At 66.6% G+C, this 23,077-nt stretch carries 18 protein-coding genes; 4 read left to right on the forward strand and 14 right to left on the reverse strand.

Translation table 11 applies throughout. The annotated features are described in order from the left end of the window. The 7 genes from D779_RS22985 to D779_RS18070 all read right to left on the reverse strand — a co-directional run. The coding region (locus D779_RS22985; protein ID WP_232424237.1) for a protein phosphatase 2C domain-containing protein at positions 1-693 on the reverse strand (693 nt) is incomplete at its 3' end. A 386-nt stretch (positions 694-1,079) separates the two neighbouring features. Continuing rightward, entirely contained in the window at positions 1,080-2,132 is a 1,053-nt protein-coding gene (locus D779_RS18045) for a TerY-C metal binding domain-containing protein (protein ID WP_043756878.1), read from the reverse strand. 30 nt (positions 2,133-2,162) lie between these two features. After that, positions 2,163-2,804: a vWA domain-containing protein gene (locus tag D779_RS18050; protein ID WP_043756810.1), complete on the reverse strand. Its 642-nt coding sequence runs from the start codon at positions 2,802-2,804 to the stop codon at positions 2,163-2,165. A 41-nt stretch (positions 2,805-2,845) separates the two neighbouring features. Further along, positions 2,846-3,484, reverse strand: coding sequence for a vWA domain-containing protein (locus D779_RS18055; RefSeq protein WP_043756815.1), 639 nt, complete (start codon positions 3,482-3,484; stop codon positions 2,846-2,848). A 37-nt stretch (positions 3,485-3,521) separates the two neighbouring features. After that, a complete protein-coding gene (locus D779_RS18060; protein WP_043756816.1) occupies positions 3,522-4,100 on the reverse strand; it encodes a TerD family protein in 579 nt (192 codons plus the stop codon). Positions 4,101-4,350: 250 nt separating this feature from the next. Beyond that, the gene (locus tag D779_RS18065; protein WP_052348251.1) at positions 4,351-6,108 is read right to left on the reverse strand and encodes a B12-binding domain-containing radical SAM protein; all 1,758 of its coding nucleotides are present in this window, start codon (positions 6,106-6,108) and stop codon (positions 4,351-4,353) included. Between the two features lie 113 nt (positions 6,109-6,221). Next, on the reverse strand, positions 6,222-7,154 hold the full coding sequence (locus D779_RS18070) for a fatty acid desaturase family protein (protein WP_157726451.1): 933 nt from the start codon (positions 7,152-7,154) through the stop codon (positions 6,222-6,224). 108 nt (positions 7,155-7,262) lie between these two features. Between D779_RS18070 and D779_RS18075 the strand changes: the two genes are divergently transcribed. Continuing rightward, entirely contained in the window at positions 7,263-8,324 is a 1,062-nt protein-coding gene (locus D779_RS18075) for an efflux RND transporter periplasmic adaptor subunit (protein ID WP_052348252.1), read from the forward strand. A 19-nt stretch (positions 8,325-8,343) separates the two neighbouring features. Further along, the gene (locus D779_RS18080; RefSeq protein WP_043756820.1) at positions 8,344-11,502 is read left to right on the forward strand and encodes an efflux RND transporter permease subunit; all 3,159 of its coding nucleotides are present in this window, start codon (positions 8,344-8,346) and stop codon (positions 11,500-11,502) included. A gap of 86 nt (positions 11,503-11,588) precedes the next feature. Here D779_RS18080 and ilvE read toward each other — a convergent pair whose 3' ends face one another. After that, the gene (gene ilvE / locus D779_RS18085; protein WP_043756822.1) at positions 11,589-12,488 is read right to left on the reverse strand and encodes a branched-chain-amino-acid transaminase; all 900 of its coding nucleotides are present in this window, start codon (positions 12,486-12,488) and stop codon (positions 11,589-11,591) included. Positions 12,489-12,698: 210 nt separating this feature from the next. On the opposite strand from ilvE, the gene D779_RS18090 reads away from it, so the two are divergent. Together D779_RS18090 and D779_RS21295 are read left to right on the forward strand one after the other, a co-directional pair. Continuing rightward, entirely contained in the window at positions 12,699-14,120 is a 1,422-nt protein-coding gene (locus tag D779_RS18090) for an aminotransferase-like domain-containing protein (RefSeq protein ID WP_043756824.1), read from the forward strand. A gap of 329 nt (positions 14,121-14,449) precedes the next feature. After that, the gene (locus D779_RS21295) at positions 14,450-15,748 is read left to right on the forward strand and encodes a methyl-accepting chemotaxis protein (RefSeq protein WP_052348253.1); all 1,299 of its coding nucleotides are present in this window, start codon (positions 14,450-14,452) and stop codon (positions 15,746-15,748) included. 72 nt (positions 15,749-15,820) lie between these two features. On the opposite strand, the gene D779_RS18100 is transcribed toward D779_RS21295, so the two are convergent. From D779_RS18100 to D779_RS18125, 6 genes are all read right to left on the reverse strand, one after another. Beyond that, entirely contained in the window at positions 15,821-16,876 is a 1,056-nt protein-coding gene (locus D779_RS18100; protein ID WP_198295748.1) for a protein-glutamate methylesterase/protein-glutamine glutaminase, read from the reverse strand. Further along, the gene (locus D779_RS18105; RefSeq protein WP_043756828.1) at positions 16,873-17,763 is read right to left on the reverse strand and encodes a CheR family methyltransferase; all 891 of its coding nucleotides are present in this window, start codon (positions 17,761-17,763) and stop codon (positions 16,873-16,875) included. Before D779_RS18105 ends, D779_RS18100 begins: the two co-directional genes overlap by 4 nt. Next, positions 17,753-18,307, reverse strand: a complete 555-nt coding sequence (locus D779_RS18110) for a chemotaxis protein CheW (RefSeq protein WP_043756831.1) — start codon at positions 18,305-18,307, stop codon at positions 17,753-17,755. Before D779_RS18110 ends, D779_RS18105 begins: the two co-directional genes overlap by 11 nt. A 10-nt stretch (positions 18,308-18,317) precedes the next feature. After that, the gene (locus tag D779_RS18115) at positions 18,318-20,372 is read right to left on the reverse strand and encodes a HAMP domain-containing methyl-accepting chemotaxis protein (RefSeq protein ID WP_043756836.1); all 2,055 of its coding nucleotides are present in this window, start codon (positions 20,370-20,372) and stop codon (positions 18,318-18,320) included. Positions 20,373-20,463: 91 nt separating this feature from the next. Next, positions 20,464-22,590, reverse strand: coding sequence for a chemotaxis protein CheA (locus tag D779_RS18120; protein WP_043756841.1), 2,127 nt, complete (start codon positions 22,588-22,590; stop codon positions 20,464-20,466). 1 nt (position 22,591) lies between these two features. Further along, on the reverse strand, positions 22,592-22,915 hold the full coding sequence (locus D779_RS18125; protein ID WP_052348254.1) for an STAS domain-containing protein: 324 nt from the start codon (positions 22,913-22,915) through the stop codon (positions 22,592-22,594). Between the last annotated feature and the right edge of the window lie 162 nt (positions 22,916-23,077).

Consider the following 23,077-nt stretch of genomic DNA (forward strand, 5'->3'; position numbering starts at 1 on the left):
GGGGGGGGGGGGGGGGAGCCGTGAGCCTTCGCGCGAGAATGGTGCGCTTCCGGCGCCGTCCGCCACCAGGATGAGATCCCAGCCGCTGTCCGGATTCCGGGCGATATGGAAGTCGTCGTCGCGGAAGCTTCCCGCATGCTCGTGCGAGCGGCCGCGCCGGCTGGCGGCGAGGATCCGGTAGTCGTCGCCCTGGATCAGACGGGAGTCGACATGGGGCTTCGGATAGGGCGCGTCTCTCGGCGGTTCCAGCACCTTCCAGAGGCTCTGGGGATCCGGATTGACGATCAGCAGACACTCGCCCGAATAGGTCTCTTTGCCGTCGAGCGTCCAGCGCAGCGGGATGCGGTAGTCGCCTTGGTGCGCGGGGGTTCCCGATACCTCCCCGCGATCGGGATCGAAGCCGAGCCCGAGCCCTTCGGGCAGCCGGACCTCCACCACGCGCACCGGGGTCCCATCAGGACCGCGTCCTTGCAGCGTCTCGGCATAGGCGACGCCGACCTTGGCGTTCGGCAGACTGAAGCTCGCCCTCGGATCGGGCGGCACGGGATCGGGCGTTCCGGCGGATGGAATGTTGCCGGGCCGCGTTTCCGGTTTGGTGTCGGGGGATGGCCTGGGTGCCGCGTCCGGTTGCGAACCGGTGTCGGAATCGGCCTCTGGCGGGATGGATGGATCCTCCTGATCTGACGGCGGCATCTCTGATCTCCCCTCGGCGTCGGCATTCGGGATCGGCTTCGCGTCCTGCCCCTCGGGAGGACGCTCAGGCGCGCTCTTGTCCGAGAAGGTGGGTGGAATATGACGTTCGACGGTATCGCCCAAGTCTCCCTGCGGTCTTGGCCTCAGCGGTTTTGTAGGATAGCGGTTCTTCCAGAGCCGTATCAGAGTGTCTACATACTGGTAGCTTGCGTCGAAGACCTCATCGCTGCAGACGAACTCCTCCAATAGCCCCGGCGGCAGACTCGCTCTATCGAAGAAAGGAGCCGAATTACGCTCGAACAATCCCCAGACCAGGGCCTGGATCCTAGGGGAAAGTCGTCTGCGTTGCTCTGCCGTCGGCAATTGGCTGGAATTACCCATCCGAGCTAGCCTCGACCTCTGCCGACCTCGAACCCGCCCTCGTCGGTCGAAGGGTTCGGGGCGAACCCAACCTCGTTTCCGCACCATGGACAAACCGCCTCTCCCGGACCATTGATGCACATCAGCTTACCGCAGCCGCAGAGGGCGAAGGCGGTCGCATTGCCGCAATGCGGACAGCCGGGCGCTCCGATCAGCTCGGATGTGCTTACCTTGAGGTCGGTCGCATCGGCATCCGACCAGTCGAAATAGGATTCGTCGAGCGGATAGCAGCCGGACAGCCTGAAGAGCGAGACCTGGAGCTGGAAGTCGCTGCCCGTCAGATCCTGACGCTCGCGCTCGTATTTGATGAGATAGGGCCGCCGCGTCTGCTGACAGCGTCCGACCAGCGTCACACAGGTCTCGTCGGCCAGCGTCCTCGGGGCCTCGTCGACGATCTTGATGACATCCTTGTCGAGCGATACGGGCACCGGGGCGGTGCCGCCTTCCCCCAGGCTCTTGCTTTGGGCGACCACCGAGGCGCTGATCCAGTCGATCAGGGTCTTGAAGTCCTCCGGCCTGGTCTCCTCGTAGAGCAGGACCCGATCGGTCAGACGCTTGAGGACGGCGAAATCGACGTCCCGTCCCATGCCGATCGCCGTCAGAGTCGCCCGTTTGGCGTACTGGGCGTTCCAGCGCGCGATCGCGGGGCTCGGATCGTCGGTCGGACGACCGTCGGTCAGGAGATAGACGATCGGCTTCCAGTCGCCCTTGCGCTCGGGCGTGGTCCTTACCACGGCGGTATCCAGCTCGACCATGAGCGCATCGAGCGCCTCGCCCAGACTGGTGCCGCCGCCCAGAGGGAGCTTGGGCGGATAGAATGAGACCACCTCGACCAAGGGGACGATGGTCCGGGCGACGCCGGCGAAGGCGATGACCGAGATATGGACGGTCTCGAGCGCATGCGGATCGCCGCGCAGCACCCGCACGATGGTCTGGAGCGTCTCCTCCATCCGCCGAAGGTTCTCGCCGACCATCGACTCCGAACAGTCCAGCAGGAAGAAGACCGGAAGTCTGCGCATCATCTCACCCCTCGATTGAAGTCCCTGAACTCAGAGCACCAGCTGGATCTCGGGCGGTGGCGGCGGCAAGGAGACCGACCCGGCGATGCCGGCGCTGCTCGAGCCGACCGCGACACTGGCCGAGACCCATTTGAAGAAGCCGGAGAAGGCCGCCGCGTCCAGGGTGTCGAGCGTCACCACCCGGTCCGTGAGCTCGCGCAGGAATTCCTGCTTGGCCTTGGGGCCGGCGGCACAGGCGACGATCGCCCCGAAGCCGAGTTGTTGGACCTTGGGAATCGCCTGGCGAAAGTCGTGCAGATCCGATGGGCTGCCGTCGGTCATGACGAACAGCAGCGGGCGCCAGTCGCCCTTGGCGTCGGGCGTGCTCTTCTTGACGTCGCGGGCGACGCACTGGGTCAGCAGTTCCAGCGCCGCACCGAGAAAGGTCGCGCCCGACTGGGGCACCTGGATCTCGTCCAGCTGAACCGCGTCGAGCGGGGTCAGCGGCAGATACTCGCGCGCCTCGATGTCGAAGGTGATGATGGAGAGATGCACGCTCTCCAGGGCATAGGGATCCTGGCGCAGCGCGCTGAGCATGGCCTGCATGCCGACATTGACCGAATGGATGGGTTCGCCGCGCATCGACCCCGAGGTGTCGAGCAGGATGTAGACAGGAAGTCTTCTGGCGCTCATGAAACCTCCATCAGCGTGTGTTTCTCAGTCACCGTCTCCCCTCACAGCACCAGATTCACCTCGGGCGGAGGCGGCGGAAGGTCGTTGAGTTCGGAGACGTCCTTCTTGGTCAGGTCGACCTTCTGGCTGCCGGTGGACACCGAGGCCGAGACCCACTTGAAGAAGGCCTTGATGGTATTGGTATCCGCCGTGTCCAGCGAGACCACGGCCTCCGTGATCTGCTTGAGCACGGAGGTATCGACGCCCTGTCCGGCCGCGCAGGCGACGACGATGCCGGTGCGGGTGCGTTTGAGCCGATCGAGCCCCTTGCGCCAGTCGTCGGTCGGCATGCCGTCGGTCATGATGAAGACCAGCGGCTTCCAGTCGCCCTTGGCATCGGCGGTCGTGCGCGCCACCTCGGCATCGATCCGCTCGGCCAGCAGGCCCAGCGCCTCGCCGAGCGCCGTCGTTCCGCTCGCCCGAAGCGCCGGGAACTGGAAGCTGGGCAGCTCGGTGAGGGGCACGATCTGCTTGGCCGAGGTGTCGAAGGTGATGATGGACAGGAACGCGGTTTCCAGCGCATAGGGATCCTGCCGCAGGGTCGAGACCAGCAGCTGCACGCCGGTCTTCACCGCCTCGATCGGCTCGCCGCTCATCGAGGTCGAGGTGTCGAGCAGCAGATAGACGGGTAATCTTCGCATGTCCCTCTCTCCTAACCGATAAGGGGTCGCGCCCGGCTCAGGCGACATCGACCCCGAACTGATGGCACAGGGCCGCGAGCCCACCGGAAAAGCCCTGGCCGACCGCCTTGAATTTCCATTCGTCGCCGCGCCGATAGACCTCGCCGAAGATCATGGCCGTCTCGGTGCTGTAGTCCTCCGAGAGATCGAAGCGGGCGATCTCGTGATCGTCGTCGAGATTGGCGATCCGGATGAATGCCTCCGAGACCTGGCCGAAATTCTGACCGCGGCTGTCCGCCTCGTGGATGGTCACGCAGACGACGACCCGTTTGATGGACGAGGGCAGCTTCGCGAGGTCGATCTTCAGCGCCTCGTCGTCGCCTTCGCCCGCCCCGGTCAGATTGTCGCCCGTGTGCTCGACCGAGCCGCACACCGACGTGAGCTGATTGTAGAAAATGAAATCCTCGTCGCGAGCGACCTTGCCGTTCTCGCCGAGCAGAAAGGCGCTGGCATCGAGATCGAAATCGACACCCTCGGTCTCCCTGGCCTGCCATCCCAGCCCGATGAGGATCCGCACGAGACTCGGATCGGTCCTGGACAGCGAGATATTCGCCCCCTTGATCAAGGTTACAGCCACATTGCTTCTCCCAAGACGTGAGATCGGAGGTGATCGGCGGATATTACGCCGATCCTGGACGCCCGCGCTCGATCGAGGCGTGCCTCGGCATGCGAACTCGCGCACAGCGCCAAGCGGTGACCTCGAGACGGGCGTTTTGTTGGTTGGGCCGAGGCACGAGGCCCAACATGACGCCGCATGCCGGGCCTCCTCACATCGGTCGAATCGACCGCCCGTTTCACGTTTCGGGGTGGCCGTCCGCCATGTGCATTCATCTGGCGAACCCGCTCGAGGCCGCGACGCCGGACACCGGCGAGGCCACCTCCAACGCAGCCCCGACCTTCCCCGCTGGCGTCTCCACCGGTGCCGCTGGAACCATCAGCGCCGGATCGTCCGGTCGCGGCATCGCCGCCGCCGCGCGGGCGCGCTCGACCATGGGCGACATGTGCCGGAACAGCCGGATCCAGCGCACCTGCGCCTCGGCGGTCTCCCAGACGCGCCGCGCCAGGAAGGACATCAGGGGCTCGCGCGGCATGTCGGGACGCCGCTCGCGGCGCGACTTGACGCGCACGAAGCCGAACTCGAAGGGATGGGCGTCGTCGATGGGATGGGCACCGCGCCCCACCAGCAGGAAGGGGAAGAGATGGTCCAGGCTGCCGCCGAGGACGGCATGACGGGTGAGGATGCGCTCGCAGTGGGCATCGTCGTAGAAGCTGCGCCAGGCCTCGTCGTAGAGTCCGTCGAGCACCTGGGTGCTCATGGTGGGATGCGGGGCGATGGAGCGGTAGGAGGTGTAGTGCGAGAGATCGGGATCCAGCTCCACCCCGTCGCGCCACATCCTGACGTGGTCCTCGGAGCCCGGCAGCGGGGTGAGCACGTAGAAGTAGGCGAGATCGACCGCCAGCTCCCGCTTGATGGTCTCGACGTCGCGCCGGATGCTCTCCGGGGTGTCGCCGGGAAAGCCGAGGATGTAGCCGACCATGATCACCACGCCGTGCCGCTTCCAGTTGAGGAAGAGACGCCGGTAGCGGCGTGCGTCGTTGTGGCCCTTGCCCACGGAGGCGAGCGCCTCGCTATTGATGCTCTCCATGCCGATGAACACCTGGTGACAGCCGGCGCGCACCGCCATGGGGATGAAGTCGGGGTCGCGGTCGCTCTGGGCGTCCACCTGGATCATGATGTTGAATGCGAGCCCCTCTTCCTCGCGCAGCCGGATCAGCCCCTCGAAGATCTCCCGCCAGCGCCGGTTGCGCACCAGGTTGTCGTCGGTGAAGAAGAAGTTGTCTCGCCCGCGCGCCACGCCGCTGCGGATCTGACGAACGATGGCCTCGGGGTCGCGGGTCCGCGCCTGGCGGCCGTGGACGTTGATGACCGTACAGAAGCTGCACTTGAAGGGGCAGCCGCGTCCCGCCTCGATGGGATCGGCCGGCTTGACCGACACCAGCATCCGGTTCTCGACGGTCGCCGGGAGTCCCCTCGGAATCACCGCCCCGGAGAGGTCCACCAGATCGCCGCCGTAGTCGTAAACCGGCCTCATTCGCCCGGCATGGGCGTCGCGGATCACCGCGTCCAGGCGCCCCTCGCCCTCGCCGACGAAGAGCGAGATCCCTTCGTCGATCACCTGCCGCAGCTCCGGCGGCATCTCCGGCAGCATGCTGTAGGCGCCGGAGACGTGGAAGCCGCCGATCACCGCAGGGATCCCCGCGGCATGGAAACGCCGGGCGATGTCGGCGCCGCGCGGGAACTGGGCGCTGTGGGCACCGACGATCCCGACTAGGGCTCCGGCGGAGGCGGCCTGGAGCCGGGCGATCAGCTCGGCCATGGGCGGCAGCCCGGTGTGGTCGTCGTAGGCCTCGACGCGGATCTCGACCTCGGGACCCAGCACCTGGCGCTCGGCGCAGTCCTCGCCCAGGGCGTTGAGCACCGAAAGGGCGTTGGAGGGGAGTACGGACCGGCGCCACTGCACCACGTAGCCATCGTCGTCGTAACGCGAGGGCTTGATGAGAAGGAGATGGAATCTGTCGGTCATGAGGCGTGGGCGAACTCCGGCAAGGGTGCGACGAGTCACGACGAACCCAGCGCAAGGGCATGGGCTCGTCTCCAGGAGTGTAGGAAGCCCCCGGACAGGCGTCCAGCCGATGCTCAGGGCGAGGCGGGCCGGCGCGGTCCGAGCACCGCCGTCATGAAGGGCACGACGCTTCGGCGGTATTCCGGGTCGCTGCGCTTGAGCTCCCGGTGCAGCGCCGGCAGGTTGTGGTAGGGCACCCCCGGATACATATGGTGCGCGGTGTGCAGACGCAGGCTCAGTGGCTGCAGGATCTCGGCGAAGGGGCTTTCGACGGTGAAGCTGTCGACCACGTGGTCCCTGGCACCGCTGGTCTCACGATAGGCGCGCATCTCGTGCTCGAGCGGGATGCGCAGGATGCCCAGCCACCAGGCGCCTACCTGCACCGCGTACATCAGGGGGATGGTCTCTGGCCACAGCCAGACATAGAGTCCGACCACCACCAGATAGTAGCGGCTGTAGACGGTCATCTCGCGCCTGTATGCCTGGGGCAGGGCGCTGCCGACCGCGGCCCCCTTCTTGCGCTCCAGATAGCGCTCGATCGCCCCCTCGATGTCGACCCGCTCTCCAAGACTCGCGGCCAGCATGAAGAGGAAGCTGACGATCGGCATGACGAAGGGCGAGACCAGCAGCACCAGCACCGCCAGTTTCCAGTCGGTGCGCAGCAGCATGTACTGGGGATCCTGCCTCGTGGAGAAGATGCCGGTCTTGTGGTGGGTCCGATGCGGATCGAAGAAGCGCACCGCCGGCATCATCACCACCGCGCCCGCCGTCAGGTTCCAGAGACGGTAGAAGCCTTCGAGCCGGCCGCGGCGATACTGATGGGTGAGCTCGTGGATGAAGGCGCCGGCACGATAGAGACAGGCACTGCTCGCGAACAGTGAAAGCGCGAACGCCAGTCCAGTGGTATGGAGACAGAGAACGAAGGCAGCCACGAAGCCCGTCATGGACAGGGTGAAGTCGCCGTAATAGATCAATGGCCTCAACCGATAATAATGCCTTTCGATCATCGACTGCTGTCCTCCGAATCGAGATGTTTGCATCGGTCTGTCGCTCCTGTATCGTGCCATGGTCCAGCGTATCGAGTAAGCCTTTCGCGAGCGAGATCTGACGCCGAGATGCCGCCCTCATCCTCTCCATCCCATTTCCCCGGGTCGGCCCGGCATGGGGGGCCTGCGCGCCCCCCGGTCTATCGCCTGCTCCTCGCATGGGGGCTCGTCGCCGCCCTGATCCCGGCATTCGCCGGCGCCGCCGAGGAGGAGGCCCTAGCGGCGCGCCCATCCTCTCGCTTCATCGAGCTGACCGCCTTCACCCGCCCCCGTGCCCGTCTGCCCCTGGTTGCCGAGATGGCGGGCCGGGTCGAGGCCGTGCTCCAGGACATCGGCGATCCGGTCGGCGAGGACGGGCTCTTCGCCCGTCTCGACGCGACCTTCCTGAAGCTGGAGCTGGAGGAGAACGGCGTCGAGCAGGCCCGGCTGCGCGATCAGATCGCCTACGACCAACGCGAGGTCGAGCGCAACCGTGAGCTGGCGCGCAAGAACAATGTCGCTGCCGCGCAGCTCGACGAGGCCCGGCAAACGCTGCGTAACGACACCCAGGCCCTGCGTCGGCTCGAGGTCCAGGCCCGCGTACTCGCCGAGAAGATCTCCCGCACCCAGATCCGCGCCCCGTCCGGCTGGCGCCTGATCGAGCGCCTGATCGAGCCGGGCCAATGGGTCGGCGACGGCGAGCGGCTCGGCGAGGCGGCCGATTTCTCCATACTGCTGCTGCCATTCTCCCTGACGCCGGAACAGCTCGTCGCCCTGCGGGAGACGGGCGAGACCTTGAGCGTCGAGATCCCCGAGCTCGGCGTCCAGGTTCCTGCCGCCATCTATCGGGTCAACCCCGCCCTGGACGAGGCGACGCGCAAGATCGACGTGGACCTGCGTCTGCAGACGGCCATCGAGCCCCAGCGCGGAGGTCTGCGCGCGGAGCTGCGCCTGCAGCTGCCGGATCCCGAGAATCTGCTGATTCCAGCCGCGGCCGTGCATCGCGGGTTCGAGGAGAGCTGGGTGCAGCCGCTGAACGGCGAGCCCCTGGTCGTCACCATTCTCGGCGGCGAGCGGATCGAGGGTCGGGAATGGCTGCGCGCGCGCGCCCCCGGTCTCGAACCGGGCGATCCGCTGCGTCCGCGCGAATGAGCGCGAGCCTCCGCCGCCGATGAGAGGCATCGTCCGCTTCACGCTGCGCCAGCAGGTGCTCTTCAACCTGCTGTTCGCCGTGACCATCCTGATCGGTCTGATCGCGCTCGGCGAGATCACGGTCGAGCGCTATCCAGAGGTCGATCTCGGCAAGGTGCAGATCGCCACCTTCTATCCGGGTGCCTCGCCGCGCGATGTCGAGGCCCTGGTGACGCGCGAGATCGAGGAGGCCCTCGAAGGGCTCGAGGACGTGGAGTACATCCAGTCGACCTCGACGCGCGAGCGCTCCATCATGACCGTCAAGTTCCGCGACGACGTCGACTACGACGCCCTCTACGACGAGCTGCGCTTTCGCGTGCTCGGTCGGCTGGACGAGCTGCCGGACATGGTCGAGCCGCCGGTCTTCACCCAGTGGAGCACCAGCGCCTGGCTGCCGGTCGAGGTGGTCAACCTGGCCGGCGAACGCTCCAATCGCGCGCTCGCCCTCATGGCCGAGCAGCTGCGCACCGAGATCTCCCGGATCCCCGGGGTCAGCGAGGCGCGCCTGACCGGCGACTGGACGCGCGAATTCCACATCTGGCTCGACCCGACCAAGCTGGCGCGTCACGGCATCACCTTCGAGGAGGTCGCGACCGCGCTCGAGGGCGCCAATCAGGTGATCCCGGCGGGCGACTTCTCCGACCCCTCGGGCGACTTCGTCGTCAGCGTCGACGAGCGCTTCAGAACCCGCGAGCAGGTGGCCGAGGTGCTGGTGCGCGCCGACGCCGACGGCTCCTTCGTGCGCGTCGGAGACCTGATCGATCGCGCCGAGCTCGGCTATCGCGACCCCTACATCATCCGCTCGGTCAGCGGCCGCGACACGGTCAGCATCGCCATCCTCAAATCGAGCGACGGCGACGCCCTGGTGATCCATCGCGCCGTGGCCGAGATCCTCGCCGACTTCGCGCCGCGTCTGGAGGCCCTGGGGGTCGAGACCGTCCTGACCCAGGATTCGACCAGCTACATCGACGCCTCCATCTCGACGCTCGGCTGGAACATGATCGTCGGCATGCTGCTGGTCGGTCTGCTGCTCTGGCTCTTCATGGGGACGCGCAATGCCGGGCTGGCCAGCGTCGGCATCCCTTTCTCATTCCTGCTGACACTGATCGTCACCTGGCTGACCGGGAACACGCTCAACGAGATCACCCTCTTCGCCTTCGTCCTGGTGTCCGGCATCCTGGTCGACGACGCCATCGTGGTGGTCGAGAACATCTACCGCCACATCCAGGACGGCGAGCCCTTGGAGCAGGCGATCGTCGAGGGCACCGCCGAGGTCATGCCGGCGGTCATCGCCGCCACCGCCACCACGGTCGCCGCCTTCCTGCCGATGCTGATGATGACGGGCTCTACCGGCGAGTTCTTCGCCCAGATCCCCAAGGCGGTCAGCTTCGCCATCGTCGCCTCCCTGTTCGAGTGCATCTTCATCCTGCCGCTGCACTACCTGGATTTCGGACCGCGCCCCAAGCCGGGCGGCTCGGAGCCGAGCGGGCGCGACCGCTTCCTGATGGACGCACTCATCAAGCCGACCCAGCGTCTGCTCACGGTGACGCTGCGCTTCCGGATCGTTACGCTCGCCACCGTGACACTCGCCTTCGTCCTGAGCGTCGCCATCCTTGCCGTGTCGGTCGCCGGCATCGCGCCGCTGATCCGGATCAAGTTCTTCCCCGACGACTACAACCTCTATTACGTCTTCGTCGAGGGACCGCCCGATACGCCCATCGAGGTCATCGACGCCAAGCTGCGCGCCATCAGCAAGGATCTGCTCGCCGACGGACCCGGATACGTCGGCTCGGTCGCCGCCTTCGCCGGATATGTGATCAACGAGGACTACGAGGAGGAATACGGCCGCTATCTGGGCACGGTCACCGTGTCCCTGCCGCGAAAGGAGGCGCGTGCATTCGACGACCCGCTCGCCCATCTGCAGCGGGTGCGCGAGCGCATGGTCTCGCGCTACGGCGGGGGCGACTACGGGATTCGGGTGCGCGCCGAGAAGGACGGTCCGCCCTCGGGCAAGGACGTCAACATCCAGGTGGTCGGACACAACGACGCGGACGTGACCGGACTGGCCGACGCCATCGCCACGGCGCTGGAGACCGATCCCGCGCTCGCCCCCTACCTGACCCAGCTCGATCCGGGCCGCGCCGCGCCCTCGCGGATCCTGCGGCTGCAGATCGACTCCGAGCGCGCCGGCGAGCTCGGTCTGACGCAGGGGCAGGCCATCGGTCTGGCGGCGGCCGTGCTCGACGGGCGCTATCTGGGCAAGTTCCGGCTCGCCGACGAGGAGGTCGACATCAAGCTCGGTCTGCGTCCGGAATGGATCGAGCGCGCCGAGACGACCCTCTCGACCCCGGTCCTGGAGGATCTCTCGGGACCCGTGCGGCTCGGCGACGTGGTGCGCCTGACCCATCTGAGCGAGCCCAGCGAGCTGAGGCGCTATCAGGGCCAGCGCTCGCGCGTCATCACCGCCAACATCGAGACGGGCGCGCCCATCTCGGCGGCGACCGTCGTCGCCTGGGCGCGCGAGCGCGAGCGCGAACTCAACAGCCGCTATCCGGGCGCGCATCTGGTCTTCGGCGGCGAGTACGCCGACACCCAGCGCTCCTTCGAGAGTCTCAGCCAGGCATTTCTGGTCGCCATTCTGCTCATCTATCTGATCCTGGCGGTCCAGTTCAATTCCTACATGCAGCCGGTCCTGATCCTCTCGGCGGTCGTCTTCGCGATCGTCGGCGTGGTGCTCGGCAAGCTGATCACCCAATCGCTCTTCACCATCAACAGCTTCATCGCCGTGGTCGGGGTGACCGGGGTGGTGATCAACGATGCGCTGGTGCTGCTCGAGTTCATCAACCGCCGCTATCGCGCCGGTCGCGACCGCGTCGCGGCCATCCGCGAAGGGGTCGCGCTGAGGCTGCGTCCCATCCTGCTTACCACCTTGACCACCAGCCTGGGCCTGCTGCCGATGGCGCTCGGCATCCCCAGCTACTCCACGGTCTGGGGGACCATGGCCTCCACCTTCGTGACCGGTCTCGCGACGGCGACGCTCCTGACGCTTTTCGTCGTCCCGGTCGCCTGGGATCTGCTGACCGAATGGCAGGAGCGGCGGGCGGCCAAGGACGTCTCAGCGGTCGCGCCGAAGCAGTGACCGGATTCGCAGTGCCTCTGCGGATCGCCCGGGTGACAATCCGCAGGTCGCGCGCCGGATTCATCGTCCCCAGGCAGGGGCCGAGTCTAATGATCGGGCCGAGATTCTGCCGCTGTCGGTCCGGTCTCCCGTTCCACCAGCTCTGCGAAGCGCGCCTGCAGCCCGAGAAAGATCTGGCCCGGGCAATGCGTCACGGATCGGCCGTCGATGTCCCGGACCGGAATCAGCTCGGCACCGGTTCCGGTGAGGAAGCATTCGTCCGCCGTGTAGAGATCGTAGGGGGCGAGCGGGCATTCGCGCACCGGGATCCCGGCCTCCACCGCCAGCTCGATGATGCATTGGCGGGTGATGCCGTCGAGTGCCCCTTCGACCGTCGGCGGCGTCAGCAGCGTGTCACCGCGCACGACGAAGAGGTTCTCCGCGGTGCCTTCCGCCACCCGTCCCTCGCCGTTCAGCAGCACCGCCTCGTCGACACCGGCGTGATTGGCCTCGATGCGGGCGAGGATGTGATTCAGATAGTTGAGGCTCTTGATCCGCGGGTCGAGGCCGTTCGGGGGAAGTCGCCGGGTGGCGGCGATGATGAGGCGGGCACCCTTTTCCCGCACCGCCTCGCTCGTCAGGGACAGCTGGTCGGCGACGATGAAGAGGGTCGCGGGGCCGCAGCCGCGCGGATTGAGTCCCATGGGTCCGACCCCGCGCGTCACCACCAGCCGCAGATAGCCGTCGGGCTCCTCGAAGGCCGCGATCGTCCGGGCGATCGCCTCGATCAGCGCATCCCTCCCGTACGGGATCTGTAGCGCGATCGCCCGTGCCGAGAGCTCCAGCCTGTCGAGGTGGGCGTCGAGCCGAAAGGCGTGGCGGTCGTAGAACCGGATGCCCTCGAAGATGCCGTCGCCGTACAGCAGGCCGTGATCCAGTACGGATAGGGTCGCCTGAGCCGCGGGCAGCAGCTCCCCGTTCAACCAACAGATGGCATGTCGATGCACAGAATCTCTCCTCTCGTGTCTTGAAGACCGGCATGGGCCGGCCAATGGGATCCGGACGATCGCCGCGCCGACGGACCATCCTGTCGACCTTGACTCTAGAGCGCGGGAGGTGAGCATTACAGATGCAAACATTTGTTATTGTCGCGATACAGATGAGGCTGTCGGACGTCTGTATCGCTCCCAAGGCGTCCGATCTGTCGTGGTGACCCTATGGCCTTCCTCTACGAACGACTGGCATCCGAGATTGCGGAACAGATCGAGCAGGGCCTCTTTCGGGCCGGCGAGCGGCTTCCCGGCGTGCGCGTCTTCAGTGGTCAGCGCAATATCAGCGCGGCGACCGCGGTTGCGGTGTATCGCCGGCTCGAGGAAGACGGTCTCATCGAGGCCAGACCCCGATCGGGCTTCTACGTCCGCTCCCGCCCCAGGATCCGGATCCCGGAGCCGGACATCTCCCGACCCAGCGTGCGGCCCCGGGCGATCTCGGGTCAGCAGCTGGCGATGCAGCTCAGCAAGGCGACCAACGAGCCGCATATGGTGCAGCTGGGCGCGGCGGTTCCGGGCCCCGGCTTTCTTCCCGAGCGCGCGGTGGAGCGGGCGCTGTCGAGCGCCGCCAGGCTGCACCGCCAGCGCGTCATCGGCTATGCCTTTCCGCCTGGCGCCCCGGAGCTCCGCCAGCAGCTCGCGCGCCGCATGGCGGAATGCGGATGCCACACCCCGGCAGACGAGATCCTCGTCACCAACGGCTGTCAGGAGGCGATCGTGCTGGCCCTGCGCGCCGTCACCGAGCCCGGCGACGTGGTGGCGATCGAATCGCCGACTTTCTATAGTCTGCTGCAGGCGATCGACGCCCTGGGACTGAAGGCGCTGGAGATCCCGACCCATCCGCGCGACGGACCGTCGCTGGAGGCGCTGCAGCTCGCGCTGGAACAGTGGCGGGTCAAGGCCTGCATCCTGGTACCCAATTACAGCAACCCGCTCGGCTATCTCATGCCGGACGACCGCAAGCGGCGCCTGGTCGCCTTGCTCGCCAGACATCAGGTCGCCCTGATCGAGGACGACGTCTACGGCGACATCGGCTTTTCGCAGCGCCGGCCATCCGTCTGCAAGGCCTATGACGAGGAAGGCAGGGTGCTCTACTGCGCCTCCTTCTCGAAGACGCTGTCACCCGGGCTGCGCGTCGGCTGGATCGCCCCCGGCCGCTACCGCGAGAAGATCGAGTACCTGAAATACGTGACCAACATGGCCACGGCGACCGCGCCCCAGATCGCCGTGGCCGAGCTGCTGCGCAGCGGTGCCTACGAGCGGCATCTGCGCAAGGCGCGCGGCAGATACGCGCGTGCGGTCGAGCGCATGATCGAGGCGGTGGACCGGCATTTCCCCGAGGGGACCCGGGTCACGCGCCCCCAGGGCGGCTTCGTCGTCTGGGTCGAGCTGGGCGAGCCGATCGACACCTTCGAGCTGAGCCAGCGACTGCTCGATCGGCGGATCAGCATCGCCCCGGGGCCGATCTTCTCCGCCACCCAGAGATACCGGAACTGCATGCGGCTGTCGTGCGCCTGCGAATGGGACGACCGGGTCGAGCGGGCCTTGGCGACCATTGCTGGATTGATTCGGGAAGGTGGGGCCAAGTAACGCACATGGCGAACGGGCGATGGGTTGGGGGTTCGGGATATCTCCAGTCCGTCCGGTTCCAGGACCGGGCATTGACGCAAACGAATAGAGCCCCCATCTGGTTTCCGCCGAACTCGCCCGCTCAGGGGCCATACCGCGCACGAAGACGTCTTGATCGTATTCCATCCGTGCTCGCGTCCGATGACGACGCATGCGTCCTTCGAGATGCGTATCAGTGCACATGCAGAACCGGAGGAGGGGCATAAGATGCTGGGCGGCAAGGCAGCGCTGCGTCGGTGCCAGCCTGACTTTCTTCGGTCCTGTGTTCAACCCTTTTTCGAGTATCGACCATGGCTATCGACCATCACTCCGTGCCCGAGGCATTGGACGCGTTGCGGCGCGAGATTTCTCGGCTCGGTCGCCTGCTGATCATCGGTTTCCTGTGCGTGACACTACTCGGGGCGCTGCTCTGGCAGTTCTCCGGCAATTGGATCTGGCCGCTGGGCGTGCTGATCGGATTCGCAACCGCGTGGTATCTCAGGGCGCGTCTGCCCCGGCATATCGACACCCTCGACAGGCTGCAGCGCGAGCGCGAGCGTTTCTTCATGGGGGTCCTGGATGCCTGCGAACAGCCCTGTTCCGTCACCGCGATCGGTGAGACGGGGGACAAGGAATGGCGTTGGCTCTACGTGAACGGTCCGGTCCAGGCTGCGTTCGGCAAGCCTCTGAGCGAGTTCCTCGGCAAGCCCTGCCATCAATGGGGCGCTAATATCTGCCGGACCGGCAACTGCGGCCGAGAATGTCTGAACCGAGGACAGACGGACACGCGGTTCGCGCAGGACTTCGGCACCGGACTCGGCCATTTCCGGGTCTACACCAAGACCATCGAAGACCTCTCCGGTCGGCCGGCCTATGTCGTGGAATGGGTCGACCCCCAGGAGGAGCTGAGATTCCAGATCCTGCGCGCCGGCGACCGCGTCAACGAACTCTCCACGAACACCGTTCAATCGATCAGTGAGGTCTCGGGCAACATCAAGAGCGTCGCCACCGCCGCCGAGGAACTCTCCTACTCGACCCTGGAGATCAGCCGTTCGGCCGAGACCGCCGTCGCCACGGTGGGTGACGTCGAGAGGATCACGCAGCAGGTCGGGGGCGAGGCGCAGGGGGCGGCCGACGCGATACGCACCCTGGCGGTCATCGGCGAGGAGATCTCGACCATGAGCACGGTCATTCGAGAGATCGCCAATCAGACCAATCTTCTGGCCCTCAACGCCTCCATCGAGTCGGCCCGCGCCGGGGAACACGGGCGCGGCTTCGCCGTCGTGGCGAACGAGGTCAAGCAGCTGGCCCAGAAGACACAGGAGGCCACGCAGCAGATCGCCGACAAGTCCGAGGAGACCCGCCAGCAGATCGGCGACAATGTCGCGCGAATCGTCAATCTCTCGGAACGCGTGGTCGCGGCGAGCCGCCAGGTCGCCGAGGTGAGATCCGCGATGCAGTCGGTCGCGGCCAGCGTCACCGAGCAGAATGCCGCGGTGGAGGAGATCGCCCGCAATGCCGCGGAGGCGGCGCAAGCCACCGACGAGGCGTCCAGAATCCTGGACAGCGTGCTCGAAGCGGCCAATGAGCTGCGCGACAAGGTAAGATAGAGACCGCGCTCGACGAGCGGCCGAGTCGCACGATCGAGGTATCGTGCGTCGCATCCCCGATGTCCGATCCGGTCACGAGGCCATCAGCATGGCGGCGGCGATCCGCTCCAGGGGCAGCTGGCGCTGGGTGCCGCCGTGCCGTACCGCCTCCTTCGGCATGCCGTAGACGACGCTGGTGGCCTCGTCCTGGGCGCAGGTCCAGGCCCCGGCCTCGAACAGTTCGTGCAGACCCTCGGCACCGTCGTCTCCCATGCCGGTGAGCACGGCGGCGACTGCGTTGCGTCCGGCATAGCGGGCGGTGGAGCGGAAGAGCACGTCCACGGAGGGGCGGTGGCGCGACACCAGGGGCCCGTCCTTGACCTCCACGTAGTAGCGCGCGCCGCTGCGCTTGAGCAGTGTATGGCGGTTTCCAGGGGCGATCAGGGCCTGGCCCCGCAGCACCGGATCGCCGTTCTGGGCCTCCTTGACCCGGATCCTGCAGAGTCCGTCCAGGCGCTCGGAGAAGGAGCGGGTGAAGCCCTCGGGCATGTGCTGGACGATGACGATGCCCGGACAGCCGAGCGGCATCGCCATGAGGACCTCGCGGATCGCCTCGGTGCCCCCGGTGGAGGCGCCGATCACGATGACCTTGTCGGTGGTCTCCGCCATGGCCTTGGTACCGGGCCGCTCCAGCACGGCATCGGCGCTGAGCTTCCTTGGCGGGCGGGGCGCCGGTCCGGGTCTGAGACGCGCCTGGGCCGCGGCCTTGACCGCATCCGTGATCAGCACCCGCGACTCCTCCAGGAAGCGCCGGGTGCCCACCGCCGGCTTCTGGATGATGTCCACGGCACCGGCCTCCAGGGCGCGCATCAGGGTCTCGGTGCCGGCGCCGACCAGCGAGGAGCAGATGACCACGGGGATGGGGTGCTGGCGCATGAGCTTCTCGAGGAAGGTCACCCCGTCCATGCGCGGCATTTCCACGTCGAGCGTGATCACGTCCGGGACCACCTTGCGCAGCTTCTCGGCCGCCACATAGGGGTCCTGGGCGGTAGCCACCACCTCGATGTCCGGATCGGCATCCAGCAGGTCGCGTAGCGTCTGGCGGACCAGCGCGGAGTCGTCCACCACCATGACCTTCACCGGACTCACGGATGGGCTCCGGGGACGATCTTGCGGTAGATGGCGGGCTGGATCTGCACGAAGGCCGTGCCGCTGCCGCCCGACGATTCGGAGCCGCTCAAGGACTCGGAATGGCCGACCAGCAGCAGGCCTCCCGGGGGCAGTATCCGGGCGAAGCGCGCGACGATGCGGTCGCGATCCGGATGGCTGAAATAGATCATGACGTTGCGGCAGAGCACGATGTCCGGGCTGTCCGGGACGTCGTAGGCATCGGTGAGCAGATTGAAGCTGGCGAAGCGCACCCGTTCGCGCACCTCGGGCGCCATGCGCACCAGGTCGAGGCTGCGGTCGCGGCTGCGCAGCAGATAGCGCCGGCGCAGGGGCAGGGGCATGGAGGCAACCCGCTGGTGCGGGTAGATTGCGCTCCGGGCGATCGCCAGCGAACTGGCGGAGATGTCGGTCGCGCGGATCTCGAAACGAAACTCGGGATGCATACGCCGCAGCTCCAGCATCTCCATGGCCAGCGTGTAGGGCTCCTCGCCGGACGCGCAGCCGGCGCTCCAGATGCGCAGGGGCACCCGCCAGCCGCGCTCGTGGCGGACGGCGATCTCGCCGAGGACGTGCTCGCGGAGGAAGCGGAAATGCGCCGGTTCGCGATAGAAGTCGGTCTTGTTGGTGGTGATGGCGTCGATCAGATGCGGGCGCTCCTCGGCGCCCGCCTGCTCGTCGAGGGCGAAGTCGATGTAATCGCGCAGCGAGCGCAGACCGCGGGCGTGCTGGCGCTTGCGCAGCCGTCCCTCGATCAGCGCATGTTTCGACTCCGGTAGCTGGATGCCGGCGACGCGGCCGACATAGTCCGCCACCCGTCTGTGGTCGCGCGCGGACAGGGCGTCTTGCTGTAGCCGCTCAGTCGCCATCGGCGGGGTTCTGTCCTGCCTCCTGGGCGGGGAGGCGCGTCTCCCGCGCGCTGTCGACCAGGTCGCCGAGTTCCTCTTTGGAGAACACCCGCGCGAGGTTGAGGATGACGATGAACTCCTCGTCCTGCTTGCCCATGCCGCTGATGAAGCGGGTGTCGATGCGGCTGCCGATGCGCGGCGGGGGCTTGATCATGTCCGCGCCCAGCTCGATCACCTCCTTGACCGCGTCGGCGAGGATGCCCAGAGCCGTCATCTCGCCGTCCAGCATGACGTCGACGATGACGATGCAGGTATCCACCGTGGGCTCGGTCAGCTGCATCTCGAACTGGCGTCTCAGGTCCACCACCGGGACCACGTTGCCGCGCAGATTGATCACGCCGAGCATGAAGTCCGGCGTGCGCGGGACGGGCGTGACGCGGCGGTATTCCAGCACCTCCTGGATCTGCGCGATATCGGTCCCGTAGATCTCGCCGTCGAGCATGAAGGTCAGGATCTGCAGGGAGCCCTGATCGAGGCCGTGCGCCGGCTGCGCTTCGCTTGCCATGATGCCTCCCTCAGTAGCGGACGAACTCGGGTGCATCCTCGTCGTCCAGATCGATCTCGACGCCGGATTCGGCCTCCTCGGACTTGGCCTTCTGGGTCTCCGTCTTGCGCCCCGGGGTCGGCTTGCGCGGGCCCTTGCCGGGCTTCTTGCCGGCCGGGGAATGGATGCGTCTGGCGCCCGTGTCGACGGTGAAGAAGGCGATGCTCGACTGCATCTGCTCGGCCTGGGCGGCCAGTTCCTCGGAGGTCGCGGCCATCTGCTCGGCGGCGGCCGCCGACTGCTGGACCACCTGATCGAGCTGCTGGAGCGCCTTGTTGATCTCCGTCGCGCCCGAATCCTGCTCCCGTGCCGCGGCGCTGATCTCCTGCACCAGGTCCGAGGTCTTCTGGATGTCCGGCACCAGCTGAGCCAGCAGCACTCCGGCCTCCTCGGCTACCGCCAGGCTGCTCTTGGAGCGGGCGACGATCTCCCCGGCCGCCTTCTGGCTGCGCTCGGCCAACTTGCGGACCTCTGCGGCGACCACGGTGAACCCCTTGCCGTGCTCGCCGGCCCGGGCCGCCTCGATGGCGGCGTTGAGCGCCAGCAGGTTGGTCTGGCGCGAGATCTCCTCGATGATGTTGATCTTGTCGGCGATGTCCTTCATCGCCTCCACCGTCTCGCGCACCGAGGCGCCGCTGGTCTCGGCGTCCTGGGCCGCCTTGCGGGCGATCTGCTCGGTCTGCTGGGCATTGTCGGCGCTGTGGGCGATGTTGGAGGTCATCTGCTCCATGGAGGAGGAGACCTCTTCGAGGGAGGATGCCTGTTCGGTGGCGCCCTGGGCGATCTGCTGCCCGGTACTGCTGCTCTGCTCGCTGCCGGAGGCGACGTTGGCTGCCGCTTCCTGGATCTCGCCGACGATGTCGCGCAGGCTCATGTTCATCGACCGCAGGACGCCATAGATATCCGAATCGCTGGCGTTGGGATTGAACTGAGTCGTCAGGTCTCCCGCGCCGATCCGGCCGGTGATGCGGCTGACCAGGTTGATGCGCTGGATCACCACCAGGGCGATGAGGAGGGCGATCGCGAAGGCGGCGATGGCGGCGCCGATCAGGGTCTGCCTGGCCTGTGCGTAGTTGGCGTCGCTGGCGGCCAGGTCTGCGGTCATGTCCTCGTCGTTGAGCCGGACGATATCGGCCAAGAGTGCCTCGGCCTGATCCAGGAGCTCGCGGCCCTTTCCGGAGGACAGCTCGAAGGCCAGGGTGTTGCCGTTCTCGCGGCCGATCTCGCGTACTTGCGCATTCAGCGCCAGGTATTTCTCGAAGGCCTGGTCGAACGGCACCATAGCTTTTCGTTCCTGGGCGTCCAGCAGGCTGTCGAACTGATCCAGGGTCTGCTTGACCTGAGTGACGGCCGCGTCGATCGCGGCGCCGTAATCGTCCATCGTCTTCTGGTCGCGGGACAGGATCAGGTTCTTCTCTTCACGCTGGATCGCCATCATGCCGCGCTCGACGCGGGCGGCGACCGCGATCTTTTGTGCGGCACGCCGGACTGTCTCGAGGTCGGCTGCTCGTGTCAGATCGGTGTCGAACGCTTGCTTCCGCTCGTTCAAGAGGCCCATGGCCTCGTCGAAGGCGGCGCTTGCCTGACCCCGGCTCAGCCGACGTGCATGGACGTTGGAGTTGAGCTTCGACAGACGGGCGACCTCGGCGCTCACCTGGAGGTACTCCTCCCACAGGCCCTTAAAGGTTTCCAGTTTCTCCAGGCCGGCACCAGTGGCCAGTGCGTGCAGCTTCTCCAGTTTCTCGCGCATGCCCTCCAGGGTGCGGGCGATATCTGCGGAGAAGGCGTCCATTGCCTCGGGTGCCTCGGCTAGGATGAGGTTTTTTTCGTCGCGGCTCACCGCGAGCAGATCCTGGCGGATGCCAGAGGCGAGTTTGACCTTCTCGGCGGACCCATTGACGAGACCATCGAGCCGCTCGTTCATGGACGAGAGTGCATCCACGCCGATGAAACTGGTCCCGCCCATCAGGAGGATAAGGATGGCAAAGGCACCGATCAGCAGGACCTTCAGTGGGATTCTGATCATGTTCGTTCTCCGTGAGTGGCAGGCCAGGCGAGATGGCCCCCGATCGACGCATCTAGTCATGCCCCGAGCATGGGGCGCGACGGCTTCGCTCCTATTCCGTCCACGTGGGTGGTCGCCCGGTCTGTCGGCGCCCCCTCGTCCGCACCTCGTCTTCCAGGGACTCGGCGAGGGCCCCCGCGTCCAGGATCATGGCGACACCGCCGTCGCCCAGGATCGTGGCCCCGGCCAGGCCCGCGGTTCCCTCGTAGAGCTTGCCCAGACGTTTGACCACCGTCTGGTACTGACCGACGACCTGATCGACGCTGAAGCCGAAACGCTGCTCGCCGAGACGGGTGACGACGATCTGCTCGATGCCCGGGGCCGCGCCCGGCACCGCGAACCATTCCCGCAGGCTGAGATAGGGCACCAGATCGCCGCGCACGCGCGCCAGCCGCTGGCCGTTGCGCTTGCCTTCGGATCCTCGCTCGACCTCGATGCACTCCTCGACGCAGCTCAAAGGCAGCACATAGCGTTCCTCGGACACGGCCACCATCAGGCCCTCGATGATCGCCAGGGTCATGGGCAGGGTGATGGTCAGGGTGGTGCCCCGGCCCGGCTCGCTGCGAATCCCGACCTGGCCCCCGAGATCCTGGATGGAGCGTTTCACGACATCCATGCCCACACCGCGTCCCGAAACGTCCGAGACCCGGTCGGCGGTGGAGAAGCCGGCCTCGAAGATCAGACCCTGAATCTCCTCCTCGGTCAGCGTCTGGTCGCGGGCGATCAGGCCGCGCTCCACCGCCTTGGCGCGAATGGCTCCGGTGTTCAGACCGGCGCCGTCGTCGCGGATGCGGATCACCACGTGGGATTCGGCGTGCTCGGCGGCCAGGTGGATGGTGCCGACGGGGGGCTTGCCCGCGGCCTCGCGCTGCTCGGGCGGTTCGATGCCGTGGTCGATGCTGTTGCGGATCAGATGCACCAGGGGGTCGCCGAGACGGTCGATGACCATCTTGTCGAGCTCGGTCTCGGCGCCCTCGGTCTCCAGGCGGATCTCTTTGCCCAGATCGCGGGAGAGATCGCGCACCAGACGGCGGAAGCGTCCGAAGGTGGTGCCGATGGGCAGCATGCGGATGGAGAAGGTGTTGTCGCGCAGCTCGGTGGTCAGCCGGTCGAGATCCTCGGCGATCGCGCTCATGGCCTCGTCGTCGCGGGACTGGGCGAGCTGTTGCATGCGCGCCTGCACGATCACCAGTTCGCCGACCAGATTCATGAGGCTGTCCAGGCGTGCGGCGGGCACCCGCACCAGACTCTCCTGCTCGCCGCGCGCACCGCGCTCCCGCGTGTCCCGGATCGCCCGCTGCTCCCTGAGCGCGGCATCGACGTCGCTCTCCGTGACCAGACCCGCCTGCTGCAGGACCTCGCCGACGCGGGGGTTCTCGGCGAGCAGCGACTCTATCTGGCTGCGCGCGATCAGGCCGCGCTCCACCAGGATCTCGCCGATGCGGTCGCACTGGTCGTCGTCGATGTCGATGGGATCGATGTCGATCCGCCACTCGTCGGCGACGAAGATGAAGGTGTCTCGGATGGCCTCGGCGCCCTGGGACGTGACCAGCACCAGATCCCAGGACAGCATGCAGGATTCCGGGTCCAGCTCCGCCGGAAGGGGAACGCCCCCCGTGTCGGTCGTGACGTAGCAGGTCCCCATCCCCTGCAGTTCCTTGAGGATGGGAAAGATGTCGAAGCCGTCGCGGAAGGCCCCTGCAGAGGGACGGATGTGGATGCGGTAGACCCGATCCCCTTCCTCGCCGGGGGGGGCGATCGCGGGGCTCTGGGCTGCGGTGGTCTGTTTTGCCTCGGTGATCTGCTCGTCGGGGATCAGTGCGTGCAGACGCTCCAGCAGTCCTCGCCCGATCAGGATCTGGGTCTGGTCGAGCACGGGGTCCTCGAGCAGACCCGTGACATGATCCTTGGCGTCGAGCAGGATGCTGATCAGCTCCTGGGTGACCGGGAACAGACCGTTTCGGACCTTGTCCAGGGCGGTCTCGAGATGATGGGTGAAGGCGGAGAGCTCCGTGAACCCGAACATGCCGCCGCCACCCTTGATCGTGTGCATGGCGCGGAAGGCGAGCGCAATCAGCTCGGGGTCCTCGGGACGCTGTTCCAGTTCCAGCAGGGCGCTTTCCAGAGCGGACAGGTGCTCTTCGGCCTCGGTACGGAAGATGTCGACGGGGTCGGACATGTCAGCAAGGCTCCGAGGTGCACTCCATGTGGAAGTAGTCGCAGAGATCGCAGGTGACCAGGGCATCCGTGACCGCAGGGGAGGGGGCGTGCAGGGTCAGCCGCCCCCCGGCGGTCTCCAGCTGCTTCCGAAGGGCGATCAGGAGCTGAATCCCCGCGCCGTCCACCTCCGTCGTCGCGCTCAGGTCCGCCACCAGCGATTCCTCGTCAGCCTCGAGCGCGAGCAATTGGGGCAGGTATTCGCCGACCTGGAAGATGGTCAGGTCGCCTTCGAAGTGCAGGACGGTGCCATGCGGGCCTGGCTCGATCCGAATTACATTCGACATGTCTCCCTCCGATTCAGGTCCGTGCGGAAAGGCCGGGTCATCGAATGTCGACGGGCTAGTACGTCACTTGCATCGCCTTGGGCATTCGTTGAGATGGATGACTGGCTTGGTCATGGGGTTTACACCATTCGTTTCAAGCGTAGGAGTCATATCGGATTCAAC

Source organism: Imhoffiella purpurea, assembly GCF_000585215.1.
Classification (GTDB): Bacteria; Pseudomonadota; Gammaproteobacteria; order Chromatiales; family Chromatiaceae; genus Imhoffiella; species Imhoffiella purpurea.